The sequence below is a fragment of the Pleomorphomonas oryzae DSM 16300 genome (assembly GCF_000422965.1).
Taxonomy (GTDB): domain Bacteria; phylum Pseudomonadota; class Alphaproteobacteria; order Rhizobiales; family Pleomorphomonadaceae; genus Pleomorphomonas; species Pleomorphomonas oryzae.
Map to the genome: position 1 here is coordinate 629,227 of NZ_AUHB01000001.1, position 23,122 is coordinate 652,348.

Annotated in this window: 20 protein-coding genes; 16 read left to right on the forward strand and 4 right to left on the reverse strand. The window is 61.7% G+C overall.

The features are described 5' to 3' along the window. Positions 1-10: 10 nt before the first annotated feature. Positions 11-1,195 (forward strand): Gfo/Idh/MocA family protein, encoded by a 1,185-nt coding sequence (locus G522_RS0102940; RefSeq protein ID WP_026789764.1) that lies wholly within the window; start codon positions 11-13, stop codon positions 1,193-1,195. A 226-nt stretch (positions 1,196-1,421) separates the two neighbouring features. On the opposite strand, the gene G522_RS0102945 is transcribed toward G522_RS0102940, so the two are convergent. The 3 genes from G522_RS0102945 to G522_RS25315 are packed head-to-tail and all read right to left on the reverse strand — an operon-like array spanning position 1,422 to position 5,255. Beyond that, positions 1,422-3,014 carry a sensor histidine kinase gene (locus tag G522_RS0102945; RefSeq protein ID WP_036837907.1) on the reverse strand — a complete coding sequence of 531 codons (1,593 nt, stop codon included), beginning with the start codon at positions 3,012-3,014 and terminating at the stop codon, positions 1,422-1,424. Then, a complete protein-coding gene (locus tag G522_RS0102950) occupies positions 3,011-3,715 on the reverse strand; it encodes a response regulator transcription factor (RefSeq protein WP_026789766.1) in 705 nt (234 codons plus the stop codon). The genes G522_RS0102945 and G522_RS0102950 overlap by 4 nt, the downstream gene beginning before the upstream one ends. A 7-nt stretch (positions 3,716-3,722) precedes the next feature. Further along, complete coding sequence (locus tag G522_RS25315; RefSeq protein WP_051228176.1) at positions 3,723-5,255, reverse strand: DUF4153 domain-containing protein; 1,533 nt, start codon at positions 5,253-5,255, stop codon at positions 3,723-3,725. Between the two features lie 421 nt (positions 5,256-5,676). Between G522_RS25315 and G522_RS0102960 the strand changes: the two genes are divergently transcribed. Next, positions 5,677-6,063, forward strand: coding sequence for a hypothetical protein (locus G522_RS0102960; protein WP_026789767.1), 387 nt, complete (start codon positions 5,677-5,679; stop codon positions 6,061-6,063). Between the two features lie 160 nt (positions 6,064-6,223). On the opposite strand, the gene G522_RS0102965 is transcribed toward G522_RS0102960, so the two are convergent. Further along, positions 6,224-8,380, reverse strand: a complete 2,157-nt coding sequence (locus G522_RS0102965) for a methyl-accepting chemotaxis protein (RefSeq protein WP_051228178.1) — start codon at positions 8,378-8,380, stop codon at positions 6,224-6,226. Between the two features lie 443 nt (positions 8,381-8,823). Between G522_RS0102965 and G522_RS0102970 the strand changes: the two genes are divergently transcribed. From G522_RS0102970 to G522_RS0103040, 14 genes are all read left to right on the forward strand, one after another. Further along, complete coding sequence (locus G522_RS0102970) at positions 8,824-9,711, forward strand: cation diffusion facilitator family transporter (RefSeq protein WP_026789769.1); 888 nt, start codon at positions 8,824-8,826, stop codon at positions 9,709-9,711. Positions 9,712-9,859: 148 nt separating this feature from the next. Then, positions 9,860-10,360 carry a cytochrome b gene (locus G522_RS0102975; protein WP_026789770.1) on the forward strand — a complete coding sequence of 167 codons (501 nt, stop codon included), beginning with the start codon at positions 9,860-9,862 and terminating at the stop codon, positions 10,358-10,360. Positions 10,361-10,755: 395 nt separating this feature from the next. Beyond that, complete coding sequence (locus G522_RS0102985) at positions 10,756-11,523, forward strand: MipA/OmpV family protein (protein WP_051228230.1); 768 nt, start codon at positions 10,756-10,758, stop codon at positions 11,521-11,523. Positions 11,524-11,751: 228 nt separating this feature from the next. Next, the gene (gene pstS / locus G522_RS25320) at positions 11,752-12,816 is read left to right on the forward strand and encodes a phosphate ABC transporter substrate-binding protein PstS (protein WP_036837650.1); all 1,065 of its coding nucleotides are present in this window, start codon (positions 11,752-11,754) and stop codon (positions 12,814-12,816) included. Positions 12,817-12,967: 151 nt separating this feature from the next. Next, positions 12,968-13,924 carry a phosphate ABC transporter permease subunit PstC gene (gene pstC, locus G522_RS0102995; protein WP_156886797.1) on the forward strand — a complete coding sequence of 319 codons (957 nt, stop codon included), beginning with the start codon at positions 12,968-12,970 and terminating at the stop codon, positions 13,922-13,924. Beyond that, a complete protein-coding gene (pstA, locus tag G522_RS0103000; protein WP_026789773.1) occupies positions 13,921-14,766 on the forward strand; it encodes a phosphate ABC transporter permease PstA in 846 nt (281 codons plus the stop codon). The genes pstC and pstA overlap by 4 nt, the downstream gene beginning before the upstream one ends. Positions 14,767-14,768: 2 nt before the next feature. Then, positions 14,769-15,587 carry a phosphate ABC transporter ATP-binding protein PstB gene (gene pstB / locus G522_RS0103005; RefSeq protein ID WP_026789774.1) on the forward strand — a complete coding sequence of 273 codons (819 nt, stop codon included), beginning with the start codon at positions 14,769-14,771 and terminating at the stop codon, positions 15,585-15,587. 300 nt (positions 15,588-15,887) lie between these two features. Beyond that, positions 15,888-16,961 (forward strand): HD-GYP domain-containing protein, encoded by a 1,074-nt coding sequence (locus G522_RS0103010; RefSeq protein WP_026789775.1) that lies wholly within the window; start codon positions 15,888-15,890, stop codon positions 16,959-16,961. Positions 16,962-17,487: 526 nt separating this feature from the next. Continuing rightward, positions 17,488-17,805 carry a hypothetical protein gene (locus tag G522_RS25325; protein WP_051228180.1) on the forward strand — a complete coding sequence of 106 codons (318 nt, stop codon included), beginning with the start codon at positions 17,488-17,490 and terminating at the stop codon, positions 17,803-17,805. Then, complete coding sequence (locus G522_RS0103020; RefSeq protein WP_084632668.1) at positions 17,802-18,170, forward strand: response regulator; 369 nt, start codon at positions 17,802-17,804, stop codon at positions 18,168-18,170. Before G522_RS25325 ends, G522_RS0103020 begins: the two co-directional genes overlap by 4 nt. After that, a complete protein-coding gene (locus G522_RS0103025) occupies positions 18,167-20,200 on the forward strand; it encodes a chemotaxis protein CheA (RefSeq protein WP_026789777.1) in 2,034 nt (677 codons plus the stop codon). The genes G522_RS0103020 and G522_RS0103025 overlap by 4 nt, the downstream gene beginning before the upstream one ends. Beyond that, positions 20,197-20,700: a chemotaxis protein CheW gene (locus G522_RS0103030; RefSeq protein ID WP_026789778.1), complete on the forward strand. Its 504-nt coding sequence runs from the start codon at positions 20,197-20,199 to the stop codon at positions 20,698-20,700. The genes G522_RS0103025 and G522_RS0103030 overlap by 4 nt, the downstream gene beginning before the upstream one ends. 74 nt (positions 20,701-20,774) lie before the next feature. Continuing rightward, on the forward strand, positions 20,775-22,622 hold the full coding sequence (locus G522_RS0103035; protein ID WP_026789779.1) for a methyl-accepting chemotaxis protein: 1,848 nt from the start codon (positions 20,775-20,777) through the stop codon (positions 22,620-22,622). Positions 22,623-22,624: 2 nt separating this feature from the next. Beyond that, complete coding sequence (locus tag G522_RS0103040) at positions 22,625-23,116, forward strand: chemotaxis protein CheW (RefSeq protein WP_026789780.1); 492 nt, start codon at positions 22,625-22,627, stop codon at positions 23,114-23,116. Positions 23,117-23,122 lie beyond the last annotated feature (6 nt).

Here is a 23,122-nt window from a genome sequence, read left to right on the forward strand (position 1 = left end):
AGAGATTGCCATGACAATCGAAGCATCCAACAGCACCACGATCGGTCGACGCCTGCGGCTCGGCATGGTCGGTGGCGGCCGCGGCGCGTTCATCGGCGCCGTCCATCGCATGGCGGCGCGGCTCGATGACCGTTACGAACTGGTGGCGGGCGCGCTATCGTCCGATCCCGAACGGGCGCGGGCCAGCGCCGCCGATCTCCATATCGCGTCCGACCGCGCCTATGCCGATTTCAAGACGATGGCCAAAGCCGAGGCGGGGCGCCCCGACAGGATCGACGCCGTGGCGATCGTTACCCCCAACCATCTGCACGCTCCCATCGCCACCGCCTTTCTCGAGGCCGGAATTCACGTCATTTGCGATAAGCCGATGACGCGCACCGTTGCCGAAGCCGAGGCGCTGGCGGCATTGGTGGCAGAGACAGGGCGGATTTTCGTGCTCAGCCACAATTACACCGGCTATCCGATGGTCAGGCAGGCGCGATCCATGGTAGCCGCCGGTGAACTCGGGCCGATCCGCCTGGTGCAAGTCGAGTATCCGCAAGACTGGCTGACCGTCGCCGCCGAGACCATGGGCTCCAAGCAGGCCGAATGGCGCACCGATCCGGACCGGGCGGGTGCGGCCGGAAGCGTCGGCGACATTGGCAGCCACGCCATGCAGCTTGCCGAATATGTGTCCGGCCTCGAATGCGAGGCGCTGGCGGCCGACCTCACCACCTTCGTGCCGGGCCGACGCCTCGACGACAACGCCGGCATGCTGCTGCGCTTTGCCGGCGGCGCGCGCGGCATGCTCTGGTGCAGCCAGGTGGCGCCGGGAAATGCCAATGGGCTGCGCCTCAGGATCTACGGCGAACGGGCAGGTCTCGAATGGGCTCAGGAAAACCCCAACGAACTGTATTTCTCACCCTTCGGCGAACCGACACGGAAGATCATCCGCTCGGGGCCGGGTGCCAACGCCGCCGCGGCCCACGCGAGCCGCATTCCCGGCGGACACCCCGAGGGCTATCTCGAAGCCTTCGCTCAGATCTACGCCGACGCCGCTGAGCTCATCCTGGCCCGCATCGAGAAGCGCAGCCCAAACCCAGCTGCGATGGCCGTCCCGACCGTGCGCGACGGTGTGCGAGGCGTTCGCTTCATCAACGCGGCTGTCGCATCCAGCCGGGCCAACGCCGCCTGGACAAGGCTCGCCGACGTCTGAGCCGGCGTGGGCAGCCGGCCTTCCCCCGGGGACCGCCCACAGCCGACCGGCTTCGGTGACAGCCGCCGCGTCGCACACTCCCAAGATGACGCGGCGGCTGTTTGGGCGATTGGCCCTCCTCGCCTAGAGCAAATCCAGCAAAAGTGTACCGCGGTTTTGCGTCAGTATTTGCGTGAAAACAAAGAGCTAGAGAACTCTCGGTGAACCGGCTTTCACCGGAAATTCTCTAGGCTTCGGTAAGCGGCAGATTGATCCGGAAGGTCGCGCCTTTGTCGCTTTCCATGAGATCGAGGCTGCCCCGGTGGGTCGCCACCATGGCGCGGGCGATGGCAAGGCCCATGCCGGTACCGCCATTGGCGCGGTGGGTCGTGAAAAAGGGATCGAAGACGCGCGCGCGGTTGGCCGGTGAGATGCCGTGGCCATCGTCCGCGACGGTCATGGTGAGCCGATCGTTGGCCGCCAGAGCCGAAATGGTAATGCGACCAGCACCGGCCCGCATCGCGTTATTGACAAGGTGACTGAGAACAAGGGCAAGCGTTTCGGCCGACATGGCAACGCTTCGGTCGAGTTGACCCGTCGCCTCGATCGTCAACCCCGGCCTGCCCTCGCCCAAGGCATCGATCAGGTCAGCCGGTCTGCACACGCCGGCGGTCGGCATCGTCTCGGCGCGGGCCAGCTCACGCAGGCGAGCCACCAGCGCACCGAGTCGGTCGGCGTTCGATTGGATATCGGCGAGGAATTCCGAGCGTTGGGCGGGAGTCATGGCCGGATCGGCGAGGTCATCAACAAGAAGCTCCGCCGCCCCGGATATGGCCGTCAGCGGCGACTTCAACTCGTGTGAGACGTGGGCAGCGAAGGCCGCGACATATTCCGAGCGGACGGCGAGGCTGGCTGCCATGTCGAGGAAACTTTGCGATAGCTGGGCGAACTCGGCCGTACCGTGATGATCGAGCGGCTTCAGGGCAGAGCGGTCGCCACCGGCAATCGCCGTCGTACGCGCGATCAAGGCCTGCACCGGCCCGATCATTGTGCGGTAGAAGACGAAGCCGATCATTGAGGTGGCGGCCAGCACGCTCAACAGAGCGAGACCGACTTTGTGGCGTTCCTCATAAAGCTGCTTGAGGGCGTTGGCGGGCGTACGCGACGCATAGACGACAGCGGCAACCTGGCCTTTGACAGCCACAGGTAAGGCAACGAACACGCGGATGTCTGCCCCGCGGCTGATCGAGTCCAGTGCCGGTATCGGACGTTCGGAATTGCGCTGCCGCAATACCGACCGATACTCTCCCCCCAGGGCACCGGCTACCTCAGGCAGAGCGGCCAGCGACTGCCCCACCTCGGTTCCACCGGCCACCACCATTCCATCGGCATCGAGGATGCGGAAACCGGCCAGGGTCGCCGCGCTGATCTGAGCCAGCTCAGGCTTGAGGCGAAGACCAAGATCAGCAAGAGGCGAATTCGCGGAGCCTGTACCCGGGGCCGCCTCCGGACGCATCGGCAGGGCATCGTCGATGGCAAGATCAAGGCGGGGCAAGACGGGGGCGAGACCGTCGGCATTCGGCGTGCCGACCCGCACCGGCGGCCCAAGCCGCAGGTTGGCCGGAGGCTGCGCTGAAAGGTCGGCGCTGATCCGCGCGGCAATGGCAACGCTCTGGGCGATCAGTTCGGCCTCGGTTTGACGGACCAACTGATTGTCATAGATGCGGAAGAAAACCACGCTGCCGAGCGGCAGGCAGGCGACCAGCGCCAGCACCGAGGCGACGACGAGGCCGAGGCGCGGCCGCCACTTTTGCCGTACCCGTGGTGCCGGGGTACTCACGATGCCGCCGCGCAAGAACCGAGCCGGAAACCGATGCCATGCACAGTTTCGATGGCCGTAACGCACCCGGCCGCTCCGAGCTTGGCGCGAATGTTGCGAATGTGGCTGTCGACAGTGCGGTCGGAGACGTGGATGGCATCCGGCCAAGCCGTCTCGAGGATCCGCTCGCGATCGAACACCTGGTTCGGCCGGCTCATCAGCGCCCGTAGAATGGCAAACTCCTGAGCCGTAAGGGCCACCGGCTGCTCGTCGACAAAGGTGCGATACCCATCGGGATCGAGCGAGACGATGCCCCGGCCGAGGCGACGCTCCTCGGATTTCACCTCCCTCGGCCCCAGACTGCGTTTCAGGATGGCGGCGACGCGCGCCACCAGTTCGCGCGGCGAGAACGGCTTGGTGACATAATCGTCGCCGCCGAGCTCGAGCCCCAATATGCGATCGATTTCCTCATCGCGGGCCGACAGGAACAGGATCGGCGCCTCGCTGACCTTGCGGATTTCGCGGCAGGCAGCGAACCCGTCCATCTCCGGCATGCCGATGTCGAGAACGACGAGGTCGGGCGCCTCGGCGGCAAACAGGGTCAGCGCTTGCCGGCCATCGCCTGCGGCACGCGTGCGGTGACCGGCCTTTTCCAAGGCAAAGGTAATCACCGAGCGGATGGCGGGATCGTCATCGACCACCAAGATGGAAGCAGACTGCATGGCGAGGTCACCGGGGTTCGTGAACGGTCCACAGAGGCGCTTGCGACAAATAGCGCTTCAGCCGCCAATCCGCAAAGCTCCAGGTTCGCCAGCCAAGATCGGTGGTACGAACGTCGATTGCCGCCTGATCGCGCCAATCGTCGAGAGATGTGTAGTCCCCTATGTTTTGGTTGTAGACGGACAGGCTATCGCCATGTCCGGCCAAGATGTCGCGGTGGGCGTCGAGCGCCGGTATGGCCCGTGGCCCAAAGGTGTGGATGAGGTAGATAAGGTCGAGATCCGGCCCCTGCCCTGTGGCCTGGCGCGAATGAGCAATGTTGAAGCTCGTGACCAGGCCGGCAAAATCCACAAAGCAGCACGCCCAGAGCGTGAGGAGAGCCGTGCCCGCATTCACGCCCAGCAGCCAGCGTGTAGAACATTCCTTGAAAATACGGATCAGGATGGTGACGAAGCCGAAGGCGACCAGTCCCATCCAAGCAAAGGCTGCCACACGCCAGAGCGTCAGCGAATAGGCTTCGACATAAAGATCGAGGCGGAGCATCGACGAGGCGACCAGCAGTAGCCCTTGCCCAACGAAGACGGTCAGGAGAGGCTGCAAGTCCCTCGGGTGTCGCTCACCCTGCCGACGGCGAAGCGCAATCAGAACGAAGGCGGCGGCCACCATCGCGGCTGCCATCAGCGGATAGGCGCCACGATGAGCATATTCGGCGTGGGTCATCCCTTCCGGCAGAGCCATTCCACCCCATAGATAACCGAGATCGGTGAACGTCTGCAGCGCAAACAACAGGTTGAAGGAGATGAGCGACCGCCGGATGGCGATGTCGTCGAGAAAGCCCGCCCAAAGGCCGTTCATGACCGGCAAGCAGACGGGCGCTTTTGAGGCACGCCGCTTTCTGACGAGATGCAGGAACGGCCAGACGACAAGCGCTGTCATCATCCAGAAGAGGACACGCTGAACATAGCCGCCCATCGGATAGTCAGGCTGCAACAAGATGGCCCAGCGGTCGATGACCGGGTTGGCGATGAGAAACACGGCGAGGAAGAAGGACGACAGGCCAACGGGCACAATCCAGCTGGTGATGTCGAAGCGCAACCCTCCACGCCGGATCACCGCTCGCCTGACGCGCAGCAAATCGCGGCTAAGCCGCAACCAACCGACGAGGGGCAGCAGAAGGGCTGTCCTGGCAATCGGCATCCAGCCCACGGCGCCATGAACGAACAAAACGGCGCCGACAAAGGAAAAGCCGATGGCGAGTGGAACGGACAGCGGATCGGCATCGAAGATCAATGCAACGGTGGCCGCCAGCAGGAGGGCGGCGGCGGCAAGGCGCCAGATCGTGGAAGACCGAAGCTGATTGAACGCCGCAGCCGACACAAACAGCAAGACCAGGAAGAGCGCGATTGGCAAACCGGCTGCCGGCTCAAAATAGAAGAGGAAGTCGGCGATCGCCACCAGCACGCCAAGAGCGACGAGGCGGCGCCTGACCCAGAGTGCAGGACCGACATAAATGGAGCGATGCTCAGCGGCAGAAAGAGTCATGAGCGAATGATTCCGGTTGAGAGCGGGGCAGGCGGCGCAAGACGCGCGACAGGTATCGCCGTCGCGTCATGCGGCGCGGGAGCGAGGCGGCTTGGCGCGGCTTTGTTGGCGGGCGTCGGTTCGGCGAGCCACCAGGCATCCCGGACGAGACGATCGGGAAGGCAATGGGTGGGGAAAGGATGAGGGCGGACACGCATCGACATGCCCTGTCGTCGCATGCCGGATCGCAGCGGATTGGGCGGATTTCAGCAGCTTCTCAGGTTTTTTGTGCAGGGCTCGTGCAGGACTGGCGTCAGCCGTCGACCGGCTCCGTAGGAAGCCGTACTCCGCTTGGAATCCACCACCTTAAAGAGTAGAAGAGCCCGTCGCATCCCTTGATGTAGCCGAGGCGTCTTGGATTGGTGAGTTCGGGTTTCACGCCATGATCGAAGCCGATAGACCGACCTGTGGCAGGCTCTGTGACATCAACTCGCTGTCATGGTCCAAGACAAAACGTGCCTACGAGGAAGGGCGAATCGCGCTCCACGTCGACCGTCGTTCAGCTTTGAAAACAACGTTCAGCGGCACCGGGACAGGTTTCCTGATATTCCTGCTCGGGATAGCCATGTCCGCTGCCATTGTGACGGGCATCGCATTGGCCGCCTTCTTCGCATGGTGGTGGCTTTTTGTTGGGGCCGCGTTTGCCATTCTTCTATTGGGCCTGTCACATCACGTGACCATCACAGCGATCAGAAAAGCGGTGTTTCTGGACGAACGCTTGTTCCTCGTCTTGCGTGACAAGCGAATTATCAGGTTCGAAATGCGGTGATCCACACGGACGCCGGCCAGGCTGAGTTTCTCCGGCGTTGCGCTTCAGCTCACCGCCGGCAATTCCGCGACCAGGATCAGCCCGCCCCCGTTGACGATCTTGATAGTCCAGCGGGGCGAGCCGTCATGGCTCACCCCGCTATTGGCGAAATCACCCGAGGTCAGGCGGCCCTGATTGTCGCAAGGAAACTCTGGACGTTGTCCCGCAACTCCTCAGCACGTCGAGCCAAGGAAGAGGCGACGTTCAACATCTGTTTGGCTTCCGTCCCAGTTTCGCCTGCGGCGTGAGCCACCTGGGTAATGATCTCGGTCACCTCGCCGGTGCCGGCCGAAGCCTGGGTCACCGCCTCGACGATTTCGAGCGTCGCCTTGGACTGTTGTTCGACCGTCGAGGCAATTTGCCGCGAAGCCGCATCAATGACGCCGATGGTTTCGGCGACGCCATTGATGGCCTGGACCGCGCGATTGGTGGTCGCTTGGATGCCATTGATCTGTTGGCCTATTTCGCTCGTCGCCTTGGCGGTCTGGTCGGCCAGCTGCTTCACTTCCGCGGCTACGACGGCAAAGCCTTTGCCGGCGTCTCCGGCGCGGGCGGCTTCAATCGTGGCGTTCAACGCCAGCAGGTTGGTCTGGGCGGCGATCGAGCTGATCAGGTCGACGATGGTGTTGATGCGCGTCGCGGCCTGATTGAGCTCGGTGATGATGCCAGCCGCGGCAGCGGCCTCGCCGACAGCCGACTGTGCCTTCTCGACGGAGTGCTCCATCTGCCGCGCGATCTCGTTGACCGAAGCGCCAAGCTCCTCAGCGGCTCCTGCCACCGCGGAAACGTTGGCCGAGGCCTCCTCGGCCGCCGCCGATACCGACGTTGATTGCGACAGCGTAGCCACCGCCGAGTTATCCAGCGAGCGGGCCGATGCCTCCATTTGGGTCGCCGACGACGATACGGTTGCGACCGTGGTGCCAACCGCGTGCTCCAGATCATCCGCGAGGGTGAGCATCGTCTGCCGCCGCCGCGCCTCGGATTCGGATTGCAGTTCGCGCGTATGCTGTTCCAATTCCCTGTTGCGGACCAGGTTTTCCTTGAAGAAGGCAACAGATCGAGCCATCTCGCCGACTTCGTCGCCGCGCTCGGTGGCGAGGACCGCCACGTCGGCGTTGCCTTCCGCGAGGCGCCGCATGACGCCGTTCAGGAAGGTCAGCGGTCGACTGATCCGGTAGTGGATGACAAACAGACCGACCAACACGATCAACAGAGAACCCGCCAGCGACATGACGGATATGGTGAGGGCGGATGTCGCCTGCCGCGTTACAGCCTCTGCGCTGCCAACCATGTAATCCAGCGATGCATTTGCCAGGTCGACGATCAAGCCGCCGGCGGCCGTGTGCTTGGGCTGCAATTCGGAGATGGCCAGGACGACCGGCTTGCCGCTCGACAGCTGTCCGAACAGAGTTTTCGTTTCATCCCATGCGGCGCCGCTGAAATTACCTTCGTCGGCTTTCTTGAAAGCATCCACCACGGCGGGCGCGACCCCGTCCGTCGAAACCGCTTCCTTCACGTTGGCCCACACGCTCAGCGCGCGGCCGCGATCCTCAAAGGCTGTCAGCGCTTCGTTGGGCTCCCAGGCGCGATCGGCGGCGATCGTCGTCTGCAGCTTTCCCTGCACCGCGCCGATCTGAACACGCGAGGCCCAGGCAGCTCGCTTGATGGCAAGATACTTGTCAACGGTGCGGTCCGAATTTCGGATGGTGCCGTCAACCACATCTGTCGTGGCCGTCAGCGCATCGAGAAGCTCTTGATAGACGCTTTGAGCAAGCGCGGCGGATTGAGCCTGCCGGCTGGCTTTGGCAAGACCGGCATCGGTGTCGAGCTGCTGACGTGCCGCGGACACCGCGTCATGTGCCCGCTTGAGACGATCGAGGGTGGCAATCTGCGCTGCGATTCCGCTCGTCCCGATACGCTCGATGACATCGCCATAGGAGGCTTCCACGATGTCACGATAACCACGCACCTTGGCGAGCTGTTCGGGCTTTGCCGGATCGTCGGCGCTCAGAGACGAATTGAGCGCTCCACGCTCCAGACGCGTATTGAGCAGCGCCTTGAGGAGAACTCGGCTGGTTTCCGATGACGACAGGATGTAGCGCGCCTCGGCTCGCTGCCGAACAGCACTCAGGAGATCCGTCACACCATAGGTAAAGACGGCTATCGCCATCACACCGAGAAAAAAGCCGAGTGTCCACTTGATGGATAGGCCGCCCAAAAACCTCATGATCGCCTCGAATGCCCGCAACTGTTCAACGGAGGATTTCTCGGGCTTCAAGCATCATTAATTCTTTTGTTTTCCGTTAACAAAACTGTCCAAATACCACCCAACACGCCGTAAGTGTTGTATTTACTTACGTGGAAAGTTTTAGGGTGTAATTTATAGCACTGTCGATTGAGCGGCCTTGGCTCGGTCTGGCGCAGGTGCGCATTGACCCGATTCCTCTGCGGCCGGAAAGGATAACCGCTTTATGCCATGCCTTGCAGCATGATCAGGAGCGCAAGTTGATCGGTAACGGTGTCTCTGTAAGAATGTAGCACTGGCTTCGTTTGTTGGTCTCAGATGTAATTTATGAACCGAAATGAGTCCAGTATTTGATAATGGCTCCTATTTTCATGTAAATCCTCGGATTTTTTTGCAAAATATCTCTTGTTTACATTGTAGCAGCACCAATAGATGCTTTATTGAAGGCCTATTACAGATCGACCGGACAGGATTTCATGACCCAAACGCTTCGCTTAGCTATTGGCAGCCTTATTGTCGGCGTCACCGTTCTCGGACTGAAGGCCTTCGCCTACTGGCTGACCGGCTCGATCGCTCTGATGTCGGATGCCTTGGAAAGCATCGTCAATGTCGCGACCGCCCTGGTTGCGCTGATAGCCATCCGTATCGCCTCAGCTCCAGCCGATGCCCATCACCCCTATGGACATCACAAGGCCGAGTTCTTCAGCGCCGTTCTTGAAGGCGTGATGATCATTGTTGCCGCCGTGCTGATCATCGAAGAAGCCTACAAAGGGTTTTTGAACCCGCACCCGCTCGACGCCCCGCTTGAAGGCCTACTGGTCAATGGTCTCGCCACGGCGATCAACGGCGTCTGGTGCTGGGTGCTGATCGTGTGGGGGCGGAGACACAAGTCGCCGGCCCTGGTGGCGGATGGCCATCATCTGCTTTCCGATGTGGTGTCGTCCGGCGCCGTGGTGCTTGGCGTTCTGTTGGCAGTCATAACCGGCTGGTATGTTCTCGATCCGCTGTTGGCCGGCCTTGTTGCTCTCAATATCCTCTGGTCAGGCTGGAAGGTGGTGAAGTCGTCGCTCAGCGGATTGCTCGACGAAGCGGTGCCGGACGACATGCTCACTTCCATGCGCTCCGTCATCTCGGCAGCCGCTGTCGGAGCCATCGAGGTCCACGATCTGAAAACGCGCCACGCCGGCAAGATGACCTTCGTCGACTTCCATCTCGTCGTTCCCGGAGACATCAGCGTCAGCGCGGCCCACGAGATTTGCGACAAGATAGAACAAGCCATCAAGGAGGAGTTTGGTGACGTCACCGTCACCATTCATGTCGAACCGGACAACCAGGCTTTGCAGCGCGGCGTTCTGGTTTTGTAGCGCCGGCGAGGCGTGCAGCCGCTTGCCAAACGTATGAGCGGCATATCAGCCCTCGTCCGAATTGCCGCAATGTCGGAGGACGAGGAATCGGTTAATTTGGCCGCGATCGGGGCAGATCTACGCTCCGATCAAACCTAGGGGGCTCAGTATGGCGGAGAAAAATGTCACGGGTTACTCGACAATACAGATAGTTCTACACTGGCTCATCGTTGCCGCGGTCTTGTTTCAGCTCATATTTGGCGAGAGCATGACCAATGTCGTCGAAGCTCTGGAGGAAGGTAACGCGCCTGGCGCCGCTGATCTTCAGTTATCCTCGGCGCATCTATGGGTTGGCATCGCAATCCTTTTCATGCTGGCTATCCGCCTGGCGATAAGGGTGTTTACGGGCGCTCCGGAGGTAATCGGCGCGCCAGGACTGGCAACCTTAGCGGCAACGGCGATGCACTGGCTGTTCTATGCCCTGCTGGTCATCGTGCCGGTGACAGGTCTTCTGGCAAAATACGTCGGGGACCCGTGGGGTGACATCCACACGATTGGGAAGCCCGTCTTTATCGTCCTGATCGTCCTGCATGCAGCAGCCGCGCTCTACCATCATTTCGTGCTGAAGGATGAGACCTTGGTACGAATGATAAGGCCCAGAAACTCCTGACAAGGAGGCCTGAAAAGCGGCGTGGCGGTCGTTGCGTTATGCCCGCCACACCGCTCTTGCGCAGAGAACAGCGGGTTCGGCGAACCTGTTCGCTTCTGGATGCCTTGGAGGCACCAGGGCACGCATCCCGCCGCAGCTGGTGTTGATTTCCGCGATGATCACAGGTGAACAACCGGCTCACCGGAAGAGCTGCATGCCGTTTCTCGATCCGCGCCAAACCGCCTTGAAAATGGAAATTGGCGCCAAAAGGTTTGTTGCTTCATATTCGCATCAGGCTGAGCTGGTAAGGCGGAGCCACCTGGACGTTATCCGAAGTATCCTGGGGCAAACGTAGTATGAGTGAACCAGGAAACGGGCGCCTTCATGAAGGCCTCCTTGCCATAGTTGCGATCTTCATGATCGACCCGGCACATGCGGCCGACATGCAGACAGGGGCAGCAAAAGGGTCCGGCCTTGTTATTACTCTGGGCGCCTCCGCCGAGATCTCGCCGGATTACCCCGGCGCGCGCAAATCAGGCCTCAGCGCCCTTCCCTCGATCGACATCCGGCGTTTCGACGAGGTCGAAGAATTGTCGGCTCTCGACGACGGCATCGACTATGGCCTTTTGTACGTTGCCGGATTCGAGCTTGGCCCGGTGATCGGCTTTCGCGATCGCCGGAACTCTGCGTCTGCAGGCCTCAAGGGATTGCACGACGTCGCGTTCGACGTTGATGCGGGCGCCTTTCTTCAGACTTGGATCATCCCCGATCGGCTTCGCTTTCGCACCGAAGTCCGCCAAGCCCTCAGCAACGGCAGTGGCTTGCAAGTCGATACCGGCGTCGATTGGTTCACCCGCCTCGGCGAAGATTGGGTTCTCGCGATAGGACCTCGTCTCTCCTTTGCCGACGCGTCCTATATGCAAAGTTACTTTGGCGTTTCGGCCGGCGAGGCCGCCGCGTCCGGTCTGTCGGCTTTCCATCCTGGAGCGGGACTGAAATCGGCGGGGCTTACAGCCTCGGTCAGTTATCAGATCTCGCCGACATGGTCGCTGGATCTCTATGACCGCCTGGACGATCTGACCGGAAATGCCGCCAAAAGCCCGGTTACTGCGTCGAACTCCGGTAGACGCCTCCAGAACACGGCCGGCATTTCTCTCAGCCACAGCTTCTCGCTGCCTTTCTGAATATGGTCACGAGCACCGAGCGGGAAAGCCGCCAAGCGATGTTTGTGGCACCCGGTTTCGCTTAAGATCGTTCGGTCGGGAGTTGATATTTTCCCAAGGCGTTTCGCCAAAGACCGACCGTTGGGCAACCTTCACAGAACTGAAGCATGACTGACACATGCGAGGCCTATGCGATGCAGGCTGCCGCTGCAATCGCAGCCGGCAATGTACAGTTATCGGGGGCACCCTATGTCAATTCTCAAGTCCGTCGCGCTGAAGCTCGGCGCGCTCCTCATCGGCGCCGGTCTCGTGGCAGGCTCCGCTGCCGCTGCCGAAATCACCGGCGCTGGCGCCACTTTCCCCTACCCGCTCTATTCGAAGTGGGCGGAGAGCTACAAGGCCAAGACCGGCGTCGGCCTCAATTATCAGGCCATCGGCTCGGGCGGCGGTGTCAAGCAGATCAAGGCGAAGACGGTCACCTTCGGCGCCACCGACAATCCGCTGAAGAAGGATGCGCTGGCGGCTGCCGGCCTCGTCCAGTTCCCGACCGTCATGGGCGGCATCGTACCGATCGTCAACCTCAAGGGCATCGGCCCCAACAAGATGGTTCTCGACGGTCCGACGCTCGCTGACATCTACGCCGGCAAGATCAAGACGTGGAACGATGCGGCGATCGCCAAGCTGAACCCCGGCCTCACCCTGCCGGCCTCCGCCATCGCCACCGTCTGGCGCTCGGATGCCTCGGGCACCAATTTCAACTTCACCTACTACCTGTCGCAGGTCAGCCCGTCGTTCAAGTCGTCGATCGGCTCCGGCAACAGCGTGAAGTGGCCGGCCGGCATTGGCGCCAAGGGCAATGACGGCGTTGCCGCCACGGTGAAGCAGACCGCCAATTCGATCGGCTTCGTCGAATACGCCTATGCCAAGCAGAACAACGTTGCCTTCACCAAGATGGTCAACGCCGCCGGCAATGTCGTCTCGCCCGACGTCTCCACCTTCACCGCTGCCGCCGCCAGCGCCGACTGGTCGAAGGCCGTCGGTTTCTACCTGATCCTTGCCAACCAGAGCGGTGCTCAGGCCTGGCCGATGACGGCCGCGACCTTCATCCTGGTCGAAGCCCGCCCGAAGGATCCGGCTGCCACCGCCGAAGCCCTGAAGTTCTTCGACTGGGCCTATTCGAACGGCGATGCCGCCGCCAAGGCGCTCGACTACGTGCCGATGCCGGCCGCCGTCAAGGCTTCGGCTCGTGCCACCTGGATTCGCGACGTCACCGTCGGCGACAACAACGCCCCGCTGTACAAGCCGGCTTCGTAACAAAAGTCGCACGTCGACGACAGAACATTGCGGGGGTGCACGGACCGTGCGCCCCCGTCTCCGCGACCGTAGTTCCGGTCGCACCATCCTCATGGCGATGCCCTGCCCTATGACCGATGAAACCCTCGCCGCGGCTATCGAAGAGCCAAGAATGGCTTCCGAGATGACCGGCATCTTGCGCCTCTATCGCCGTCAGGACGCCGTGTTCCGCGCCGTCACCTTCCTATCGGCCGCGATCGTCGTCGTCGTGCTTGCCGGCATGATCGTCTTTCTGGTGCACGGTGCCTTGCCGGCCCTAGCGGCCATGGGGCCGTCGTTCTTCTGGACATCCGACTGGGACACGGTCGAAGACGTCTATGGCGCGCTCGCGCCGATCACTGGCACTCTGATCACCGCGACGATTGCCATGGTGATCGGCATTCCGGTCAGTTTCGGCATCGCCATGTTCCTGACCGAGATCTGCCCCGTCTTCCTGCGCCGGCCGATCGGCACCGCCATCGAGCTTCTGGCCGGCATCCCCAGCGTGGTCTTCGGCATCTGGGGCCTGTTCTACCTGACGCCGGTGCTGCAGGAATATGTCCAGCCGGCGCTGATCGATACCCTCGGCCCGCTACCGATCATCGGCGCCCTGTTCCAAGGGCCGCCTTTCGGCATCGGCATTCTCGATGGCGGCATCGTTCTCGCCATCATGGTACTCCCCTACATCACCTCGATTACCCGCGACGTGTTCATGACGGTGCCGCCGCTGTTGCGCGAATCCGCCTACGGCATGGGCTGCACCACCACCGAGGTGGTCACGAAAATCGTCATTCCCTACTGCCGCGTCGGCCTGATCGGTGGCGTCATGCTCGGTCTCGGCCGGGCGCTCGGCGAGACGATGGCCGTCACCTTCGTGATCGGCAACACCTATCAGATCAGTGCGTCGCTCCTGGCACCGGGCACCACCATCTCGGCGGCGATCGCCAATGAGTTCAACGAGGCCTTTGAAGAACAGCATCTGTCGGCGCTGATCGCGCTTGGCCTCGTCCTGTTCCTGATCACCTTCGCCGTGCTCGCCCTCGCCAAGTGGATGCTTCTGGCGATCGATAAGCGGGAGGGCCGCCGATGAGCGCTCGCGTACGCCGCCGCAGCGCGGTCAACATCATCGTTCTGTCGCTATCGGTGGCAACTGCGCTGATGGGGCTAGCGTTCCTGGCACTGATCGGTTGGACGCTGGTGTCGCGCGGCCTCGCGGCCATCAACATCGATCTCTTCACGCAGGAAACGCCGCCGCCCGGCAGCCGGGGCGGCCTTGCCAACGCCATCGTCGGCTCGGCGGCGATGACGGGCCTTGCCATGCTGATCGCAACACCGGTCGGCGTACTTGCCGGCACCTATCTTGCTGAATATGGCCGCGATAGCCGGTTCGGCAGTGTTGCCCGCTTCATCAACGATATCCTGCTGTCGGCTCCGTCCATCCTGGTCGGTCTGTTTGTCTATGGCTTCACGGTGCTGCCAATGCAGCACTATTCGGGCTGGGCCGGCTCAATTGCGTTGTCGCTCATCGCACTGCCAGTGATCGTACGCTCGACGCAGGACATGATCGGCCTTGTCCCGGTGCCGCTCCGAGAGGCGGCGGCCGCGCTTGGCGCACCGGAATGGCGGGTGATGATGTCGATCGTCTGGCGTGCCGCCGGCAGCGGCATGCTGACCGGCGTGCTGCTCGCGGCGGCGCGCATCTCCGGCGAAACGGCGCCGCTGCTTTTCACGGCACTCAACAATCAGTTCTGGTCGACGGACCTCAACGCTCCCATGGCGAACCTGCCGGTGGTGATCTACCGTTTTGCCCTCAGTCCCTATGACGACTGGCAGCAGCTCGCCTGGGGCGGCGCCTTCCTGATCACCTTTGCGATCCTCGTTCTCAACATACTGGCGCGACTTGTTTCAGCGCGCAGCCAACTGAAGGTTTGACGATGGCCGGCGAAACGCTCACTGCCCGCCCAAGGGTACATACCAAGCCCGCCGATACCGAGAGCGCCGAAGTCAAGGTATCGGTCCGCGACCTCCACTTCTATTATGACAAGTTCCAGGCGCTGAAGAACGTCAACCTCGATCTCGAAGACCGGCGCGTCACCGCCTTCGTCGGGCCGTCCGGCTGCGGCAAGTCGACGCTGCTTCGCGTCTTCAACCGCATCTATGGCCTTTATCCCCGACAGCGGGCGGAGGGCTCGGTGATGATCGGCGGGCGCAACATCCTGGATCGTGATCAGGACCTCAACGCCCTGCGCGCCATGGTCGGCATGGTCTTCCAGAAGCCGACACCATTTCCGATGACCATCTACGAGAATATCGCCTTCGGCATCCGGCTCTATCAGTCGCTGCCGAAGTCCGAGCTCGACGACCGGGTCGAGCATGCCTTGAAACGAGCCGCGCTGTGGGTCGAGGTCAAGGACAAGCTCCGCCAAAGCGGCCTCAGCCTGTCCGGCGGACAGCAGCAGCGCCTCTGCATCGCCCGCACCATCGCAACCGAGCCGGCGGTCGTGCTGCTCGACGAGCCGGCCTCCGCGCTCGATCCGATCTCGACGGCCAAGGTGGAGGAGCTGATCTCCGAGCTCCGCTCGGACTATTGCATCGCCATCGTCACTCACAACATGCAGCAGGCAGCACGCTCCTCGGACTATACGGCCTTCATGTATCTTGGCGAACTGGTGGAGTTCGGTGCAACGGAGAAGATCTTTACCAATCCACGGGACAAACGCACCGCCGATTACATCACCGGGCGCTTCGGCTAGGCCAAGGCTTCGTTGTGATTGCCAAATTCAACTGCCCCGGTCCAAGGGCTGTTCGCCGCGCTTTTCGTCCGCAATAGATTTGCCGGCTCATCAATTGCGTCGATTCCCGGCCGCCTATCCTCAGCTTCCGATCCCTCATCAGGCACCTTCAGCGGGATGAACCGTTAGTTCACCCTTGCCTGCCAGGATGGCTGACCATCGGCTTGGGCTCAGCCCATACTCTTGCTTCTGCGCGCCGCCGGAGGAAACGAGACTGTGCTGACTGAAGGTCATGGCGTATCCGGCGACCCCACGGAAACAATGCGTGCATTGATCGTCGACGACAGCAAATCGGTACTGCTGTGGATGGGCGCAGCTTTGGCCGAGCTGCCCAATCTCGTTCTCGATCTTTGCGACACGCCCGAAGAAGCCCTCGCGCTCGCGGCAACGCGGCAATACGACCTCGTTATTGTCGATTATCTGATGCCCAAACTCACCGGCATCGAGGTAACCGAGGCCTTGCGCCTGCGGCCCGACTATCATGCCGTGCCGATCGTCATGATCACCGCCGAGCAGGGCAGCGAAATCCGGCTTCAGGCGATCCTCGCCGGCGTCAACGATTTCCTCAACAAGCCCTTCGACCCGATCGAATTACGGGCGCGGGTCACCAACCTGATATCGCTCCGCCGCACTCAGATCGAACTGGCTGCCCACGCCCATCGCCTCGAGGACGCCGTGAGGGAAGCGACCGCCGAACTGGCGTCTCGCGAGAAGGAAATGATCTGGCGCCTGGCGCGGGCCATCGAAATGCGCGACGGCGGTACGGGCGCCCATATCTCGCGCGTAGCGTCGATCAGTCTGGTGATTGCCCAGGGGTTGTCGCTCGCCCCTCACTTCTGCCAGATGATCCATCTTGCCGCACCTCTTCATGACATCGGCAAGATCGGCATTCGCGATGCCGTTCTGAACAAGCCGGGCCGGCTCACCCCGGAGGAAATGGCCGAGATCCGCGAACACGTGAATTATGGCGTCCGGCTGTTCGAAAACGGTAGCTCCGATCTCATCCGCGTGGCGGCGGCCATCATCGGCGGCCATCATGAGAAATGGGATGGCAGCGGTTACCCGCTCGGCCTCTCGGGAACCGATATCCCGATCGAGGCCCGCATTACCGCTATCGCCGACGTATTCGATGCGCTGACCTCAGCTCGACCTTACAAGGAGGCGTGGACGCCGAAACGCGCCTATGACGAAATTGTACGCTGCTCGGGCAATCATTTCGATCCAGACTGCGTCCGGGTATTCTGCGAGAACTGGCCAGCCATTGAAGAAATCGCCCGTACCCTTCGCGACGACGAGGAAGGACCGGCAGGCTGGCCGTCAGAAAGCTCCGCCTGACCAGCGGCGCGTGATGCGCAATACCATGGTCGGATACATCGGACAGGCGGTTCGGTGATCTCTACTTTCTGAAGCGTCTTGAGGTCTGGGCCCTACCAGTGCTTTGGACAATGGCACCGACATTTTCCGGGTTGGTAGCCGTGACCGTCGACAGAAGTTCTATTGACGGCGTCCGGCGAGCAGGTGTTCGGCCTTAACCATATCCGCAATAACACCTAGGCATTTTTTTCAGGTCGGCACAATCACCGAGGTAGGGGACCGCGCTACTACTACCTTTAACAACTCCCGCGAGTCTGAATCGCCTTGAGTTCAGCGCCAGCCTAGCCAAACGCGCAGGATTCCTGCTTTTTATTACAGGTTCAGTACTCGCAACACGCGTTTCGTGACTCTTGAGTATTAACGCGATCACTCAGTTCCATCTGAATCTATTTCCAGCCGATTTATTCAATTCAGCAACGTAAAGAAAGTAGTTTATGGAAATTTAGCAATTGCCTTCCATATTTCCGCCGCTAGCAGGAGCGGTGCAATGGAGAAAACAACCGTCGTTCGGATGCATCCAAACCTATGCGTCTCAGATATCCGCACATCTTATTCTACCATCGTAGAATCGATTGATGGATCTTCGAGTATCCAACTGGCCATTCCCACCGACGCGACAGTTGATCTCAGTTTCCTCCAGCTTATCGAGGCCGCAAGGCTGAGAGCTAATGAACAGGGCAAGTCCCTTTCTCTTCTTGAGCCGGCCGGCGGCGAGCTTAGGCGCGCGCTGGACCGAAGCGGTCTTCTGACGGCCGCAGCAATTGCAGATCGTTCATTCTGGCTCCACGAGGAGACCGCCCAGTGACCGCGAGTATTTTGACCGTCGACGACTCGATGTCGGTGCGCATGACGACGCGCATCGCCCTCACCGGCGCCGGCTATAAAGTGACGGAGGCAGTCGACGGTCTCGACGGCCTCAGCAAGGCCAAAGCGACCCGCTTTGATCTGGTCATCACCGACCTCAACATGCCGAATATGGATGGCTTGCGCATGATCGAAGAACTGCGCCGCCTGCCAAACCAGATCGGTGTGCCCATCCTTTTTCTCACGACGGAATCCGACGCCACTCTCAAGGGGCGCGCCAAGGCGGCCGGTGCCACCGGTTGGCTGGTCAAGCCCTTCGAGACGGATCAGTTGATCCGCCTCGTACAAAAGGTGCTCGCCAAATGAGCAATCCAGATCCCGCGGATATCTTCCGCATTGAAGCGGCCGAACTGCTCGAGCAAATGGAGCAAGGCCTGCTTGATCTCGAGCACCGCCTCGACGATCGCACATTGGTCGATGCCGTCTTCCGGGCGCTCCACACCCTCAAGGGGTCGGGCGCCATGTTCGGCTTCGATCAACTGGCCGCTTTTACCCATCATTGCGAGACTGCCTTCGACCGCGTTCGTAAGGGGCAGGCTGAGGCAACGCCAGCCCTGGTCTCGGCGGTGCTCGAAGCCCGCGACCACATGCGTGCCCTGGTGGAAGACCCCAGCGGCGATCATGCCGACGAGGAGCGCTACCTTCTCGAACGCCTGCAAGCCGCCGTCTCCGGCATCCGGACAGCCTTCGTCACTCCGCCGGCAGCCACGCCGGCTGCCAAGGCACCGTCGTCAGTTCCCACCACATGGCGTATCAAGTTCGGTCTGCCGGAGAACACCTTCGTCAACGGCACCAACCCGCTGAGCTTCCTCGATGAATTGAGGGCGATGGGCGAATGCCGCGTCGTTCTCGACAAATCGGCTCTGCCGCCGCTTGAAAAGCTCGACCCGACGGCCCTCTACTTCGGCTGGGAGGTGACTCTGACCACCGACCGGAGCCGCGCCGATATCGAGGATGTGTTCCTGTTCGTCATGGACGACATGACGCTGGAGATCGAGGCGCTGGGCGATAGTGCTCCTGCGGCGGAGGCTCTCCAGCCCGCCCTTGCGGAAGCCGAGACACCGCCAGCGGTGGCGATCGCCGAGCCGTCGCCGGAGCGCGCAGCGCCCGAGGCTGTCGCGCGTCCATCTGCCGACACCACCGATCAGAAGCTGCGGCGTAAGATGGAAAGCGTTCGCGTTCCCGCCGAACGCCTCGACGAACTGATGGATCGCGTTGGCGAGCTGGTCATCGTCCAGTCCCGCCTGCAACAGATCGCCGCCACCAGCAGTGATATCGGGCTGCGGACCGTCAGCGAGGAAATGGAGCGCCTTTGCAGCGAACTGCGCGTCACCATGATGGTGCTGCGCATGGTGCCGGTCGCCACACTGTTCGACCGCTATCGCCGCCTCGTCCACGATCTTCAGCGCGACACCGGCAAGAAGATCGAGCTTTCGACCGATGGCGAGAGCACGGAGATGGACAAGACGGTGATCGAGCGTCTCGCCGATCCGCTGGTTCATCTGGTGCGCAACGCCGCCGACCATGGCCTGGAAGACGGCGAGGCACGCCGTGCCGCCGGAAAACCCGAAGCCGGCAGCATTCGCCTGTCGGCCCGCCAGACAGGCGGCGAGGTGATCATTTCGGTCACGGACGACGGACGCGGCATCGATCGGGCGCGGGTGAGAGCCAAGGCGGAAGCCGCCGGACTGATCCAGCCGGGCGCCACCATGACCGACCAGGACCTTTTACAGCTGATCTTCCAGCCGGGCTTCTCGACGGCTTCGTCCGTCACGAACCTGTCCGGCCGCGGCGTCGGCATGGACGTCGTCAAAAAGGCAATCGAGTCGCTGCACGGATCGATCGACCTTACCAGCCGTCCAGGGGAAGGTTCGACGGTTTCTCTACGCATTCCCCTGACACTGGCCATCATCGACGGCCTGCTCGTCCGAGTGGGCGAAGGCCATTACGTGATCCCATTGCCGGCCGTCGAGGAGTGTATCGAGCTCAGCCAGGAGGAGGATCTGCGCTCGCGCGGTCGCGCCTTCCTGTCGCTCCGCGATACCCTGGTGCCCTTCATCCGTCTGCGCGAGCTGTTTGCCACCGGAACCAAGCCCGACCTCTATCAGAAGATGGTGGTGGTCTCGACCGGCGAGGAGCGTGTCGGCCTGATCGTCGATCAGATCATCGGCCACCACCAGACCGTCATCAAGTCGATGTCCAAGCTGCATGATGACGTGACCACCTTCTCGGGGGCCACCATTCTCGGCGACGGCTCGGTCGCCCTCATCCTCGACGTGGGCAACCTGGTGTCGCTCGGCCAGGAGCAGGAGGCGCATTTGCGTGCCATCGCATGAGTGATCTAGCCCTGAAGACCAAAGCCGTCCACGACACCTCGGCCGATGAGATCGAAGTCCTGACGTTCGAGATCGGTGGCGAAACCTTCGCTCTCGAAGCGGCGATCGTGCGCGAGATCCTCGATCTCCTGCCGGAAGCGATCGTTCCCGGCAGCCGGCCGTTCGTCAACGCGGTGATCAACTTCCGCGGCAAGGTCATACCGCTTGCCGACATCCGTGTCGCCATGGGAATGCCGACCACGGCCACCACCATCGACAGCCGTATCGTCGTGGTGGAACTGGACCTCGACGGAACGCCATCACTGGTCGGCCTCAGGACCGATCGCGTCAACGAAGTCACGACTTTATCGAAGGCCGGTGGCGAGCCACCCCCACGTGTCGGCCTTAAATGGCCGCCTCAGTTCATCGAATGCCTGGTCCACCGGGATGGCGCCTTCATCATCTTCCCGGATCTCATGGCCATCTTCTCGTCGAAGGGACGCCCGAGCCAACCGGACTGAGTCAAACGCCGAAACAGCCATCTCACCATGTTGACCCGTCAGATGACCGGGGTGCAGCACAGGGAAAGAGTATCATGCGTTTCACTATCAAGCTAAAGCTCGCGCTGTCATTTGCGTTCATCATCGCTCTTGTGGGTGGCATGGCAACGCTGGCCATTTCAGACCTTTCATCCCTGAACGTGGCCATCTCGGACATTGTCAACGGTCCTGCCAACGACATGAACAATATTCGCGGGCTGGTATTGGCCTTCGACGAGAGCATAGTCGCGGAAAAGAATAGCGTTCTTAACACCGATGCAGCACAGATCTCAGAATATGTGAAATCTTCCGACTCGAAGTCTGACGAATCACTCGAATTCACAAATAAGCTTATCGCGTCCAGCGATCCGGAAATCGCTTCCAAAGCCAAAGAGTTCCTGAAGCTATTCCAAGAACGCGAGCCCCTTCGGAAGCGCATACTGGATCTTAGCCAAACCAACACGTCCGCAAGCGATGCGGAAGCCTCACAAATCAGCATGGTGACTACCAAGCAAATCAATACCACTCTGTTTGGTTTGCTTGACTCCATGTCGACCAAAATATCCGACGATTTGCAGAGAACCGACCTGGAGACAGACGAGCAGTATGCGACCTCACGGCTCGTGCTTTTGACCTTCATCGGCTTGGTTACGCTGTTCTCGGTGGTCGTCGCCACCTGGATGTCGCTTTCGATAGCGCGTGGTTTGAAGCGAGGCGTCAACCTCGCCGAAGCCGTTGCTATCGGAGATCTCAATCAGACGGTCACTCATAAGGCCAACGACGAAATCAGGGATCTGATGTCGGCCATGCAAAAAATGACCGCCAATCTGCAGGAAACCGCAAGCATCGCCGCCGAGATCTCCAATGGCAACCTTTCGGTGAGCCCCAAGCCGCTGTCCGACAAGGACACGCTCGGCCAGGCGCTGCTCGATATGGTGGAGCGTCTTCGGTCTGTTGTCGCGGATGCTCTCGTTGCCTCCGACAACGTGTCGGCCGGCAGCCAGCAGCTGTCGTCGGCCTCCGAGCAGATCGCCCAGGGTGCCACCGAGCAGGCCTCGTCGGCCGAGGAAGCCTCCTCGTCGATGGAGGAGATGGCCTCCAACATCAAGCAGAACGCCGACAACGCCGCTCAGACCGAGAAGATTGCCCGTCAGTCGGCCAAGGACGCCGAGACCTCCGGTCAGGCCGTCACTCAGGCCGTCGCCGCCATGCAGACCATCGCCGAGAAGATCGGCATCGTCCAGGAGATCGCCCGCCAGACCGACCTTCTGGCCCTGAACGCCGCCGTCGAAGCGGCCCGTGCCGGCGAGCATGGTCGCGGCTTTGCCGTCGTCGCCTCGGAAGTCAGGAAGCTTGCCGAGCGCTCGCAGGCCGCCGCCACCGAGATCTCGCAGATGTCGGTCGACACGGTTGCCTCTGCCCAGCAGGCCGGTGACATGCTCAACCGCCTGGTGCCGGACATCCGCAAGACCGCCGAACTGGTGTCGGAGATCTCCGCGGCCTGCCGCGAGCAGGACATCGGCGCCGCCCAGATCAACCAGGCGATCCAGCAGCTCGACAAGGTGACGCAGCAGAACGCCGGCGCCTCCGAAGAGATGTCGGCCACCTCGGAAGAGCTGGCTGCCCAGGCCGAGGAACTGCAGGCCTCGATCGCCTTCTTCCGCGTCGACAACATTGACACCAAGACTGCCCAGCGCAAGGCGCCCGGCAAGGCCGCCAAACCGGCTGCCAGCCAGACCGCCACACGTCGTCCGCAGCCGACTGTCGCGCCGAAGATCACCGGCTCCGGCAAGATGCTGCGTCAGACCGTCAAGGCCCAGCAGGAGGCGGTACGCGGCTTCGCGCTCGACCTCGACATGGGTGGCCCTGACGATGACGACGCCGACTTCCGCGAAAGCGCCTGACCATGACGGCTCGTCCCTCGGAGACCCAATACGTCACCTTTGCCCTCGGCAGCGAGGTGTTCGCGGTCCCCGTCGCCGTGGTGCGGGAGATCCTCGATCATGAGGACGCCTTCCGCATCCCCAACGGCCCGGACTACCTGATCGGCCTGCGCGACGTGCGTGGCCAGGGCGTGCCGGTGATCGATCTCCGGCTGAAGCTCGGCCTCAGCCGCACCGTGCCGACGCCGCACACCCGGGTGCTGGTGGTCGACATCACGCTCGGTGACCGCCAGCTGTCACTGGGCCTGGTTGCCGACCGGGTGTTCGAAGTGGTCGCCTTCCGGGGCGAGCAGATGGAGGCGGCGCCCGACATCGGCATCCACTGGAACTCCGACTATATTGACGGTGTCGTCCGCCGCGATCAGGGCTTCGTCGTCGTCATCGACCTCGCAAGGCTGCTGACCGCCAAGGACATCGCAGCCCTCGGCGGCAAGGATAAGACCAAAGCCGCCTGAAAAAGC

Coding starts and splice junctions, on each gene's coding strand:
- G522_RS0102940 (WP_026789764.1), top strand. CDS start 11: ATGACAATCGAAGCATCCAACAGCACCACGATCGGTCGACGCCTGCGG.
- G522_RS0102950 (WP_026789766.1), bottom strand. CDS start 3,715: ATGCAGTCTGCTTCCATCTTGGTGGTCGATGACGATCCCGCCATCCGC.
- G522_RS25315 (WP_051228176.1), bottom strand. CDS start 5,255: ATGACTCTTTCTGCCGCTGAGCATCGCTCCATTTATGTCGGTCCTGCA.
- G522_RS0102960 (WP_026789767.1), top strand. CDS start 5,677: ATGATCGAAGCCGATAGACCGACCTGTGGCAGGCTCTGTGACATCAAC.
- G522_RS0102970 (WP_026789769.1), top strand. CDS start 8,824: ATGACCCAAACGCTTCGCTTAGCTATTGGCAGCCTTATTGTCGGCGTC.
- G522_RS0102975 (WP_026789770.1), top strand. CDS start 9,860: ATGGCGGAGAAAAATGTCACGGGTTACTCGACAATACAGATAGTTCTA.
- G522_RS0102985 (WP_051228230.1), top strand. CDS start 10,756: ATGATCGACCCGGCACATGCGGCCGACATGCAGACAGGGGCAGCAAAA.
- pstS (WP_036837650.1), top strand. CDS start 11,752: ATGTCAATTCTCAAGTCCGTCGCGCTGAAGCTCGGCGCGCTCCTCATC.
- pstC (WP_156886797.1), top strand. CDS start 12,968: ATGGCTTCCGAGATGACCGGCATCTTGCGCCTCTATCGCCGTCAGGAC.
- pstA (WP_026789773.1), top strand. CDS start 13,921: ATGAGCGCTCGCGTACGCCGCCGCAGCGCGGTCAACATCATCGTTCTG.
- pstB (WP_026789774.1), top strand. CDS start 14,769: ATGGCCGGCGAAACGCTCACTGCCCGCCCAAGGGTACATACCAAGCCC.
- G522_RS0103010 (WP_026789775.1), top strand. CDS start 15,888: ATGCGTGCATTGATCGTCGACGACAGCAAATCGGTACTGCTGTGGATG.
- G522_RS25325 (WP_051228180.1), top strand. CDS start 17,488: ATGGAGAAAACAACCGTCGTTCGGATGCATCCAAACCTATGCGTCTCA.
- G522_RS0103025 (WP_026789777.1), top strand. CDS start 18,167: ATGAGCAATCCAGATCCCGCGGATATCTTCCGCATTGAAGCGGCCGAA.
- G522_RS0103030 (WP_026789778.1), top strand. CDS start 20,197: ATGAGTGATCTAGCCCTGAAGACCAAAGCCGTCCACGACACCTCGGCC.
- G522_RS0103035 (WP_026789779.1), top strand. CDS start 20,775: ATGCGTTTCACTATCAAGCTAAAGCTCGCGCTGTCATTTGCGTTCATC.
- G522_RS0103040 (WP_026789780.1), top strand. CDS start 22,625: ATGACGGCTCGTCCCTCGGAGACCCAATACGTCACCTTTGCCCTCGGC.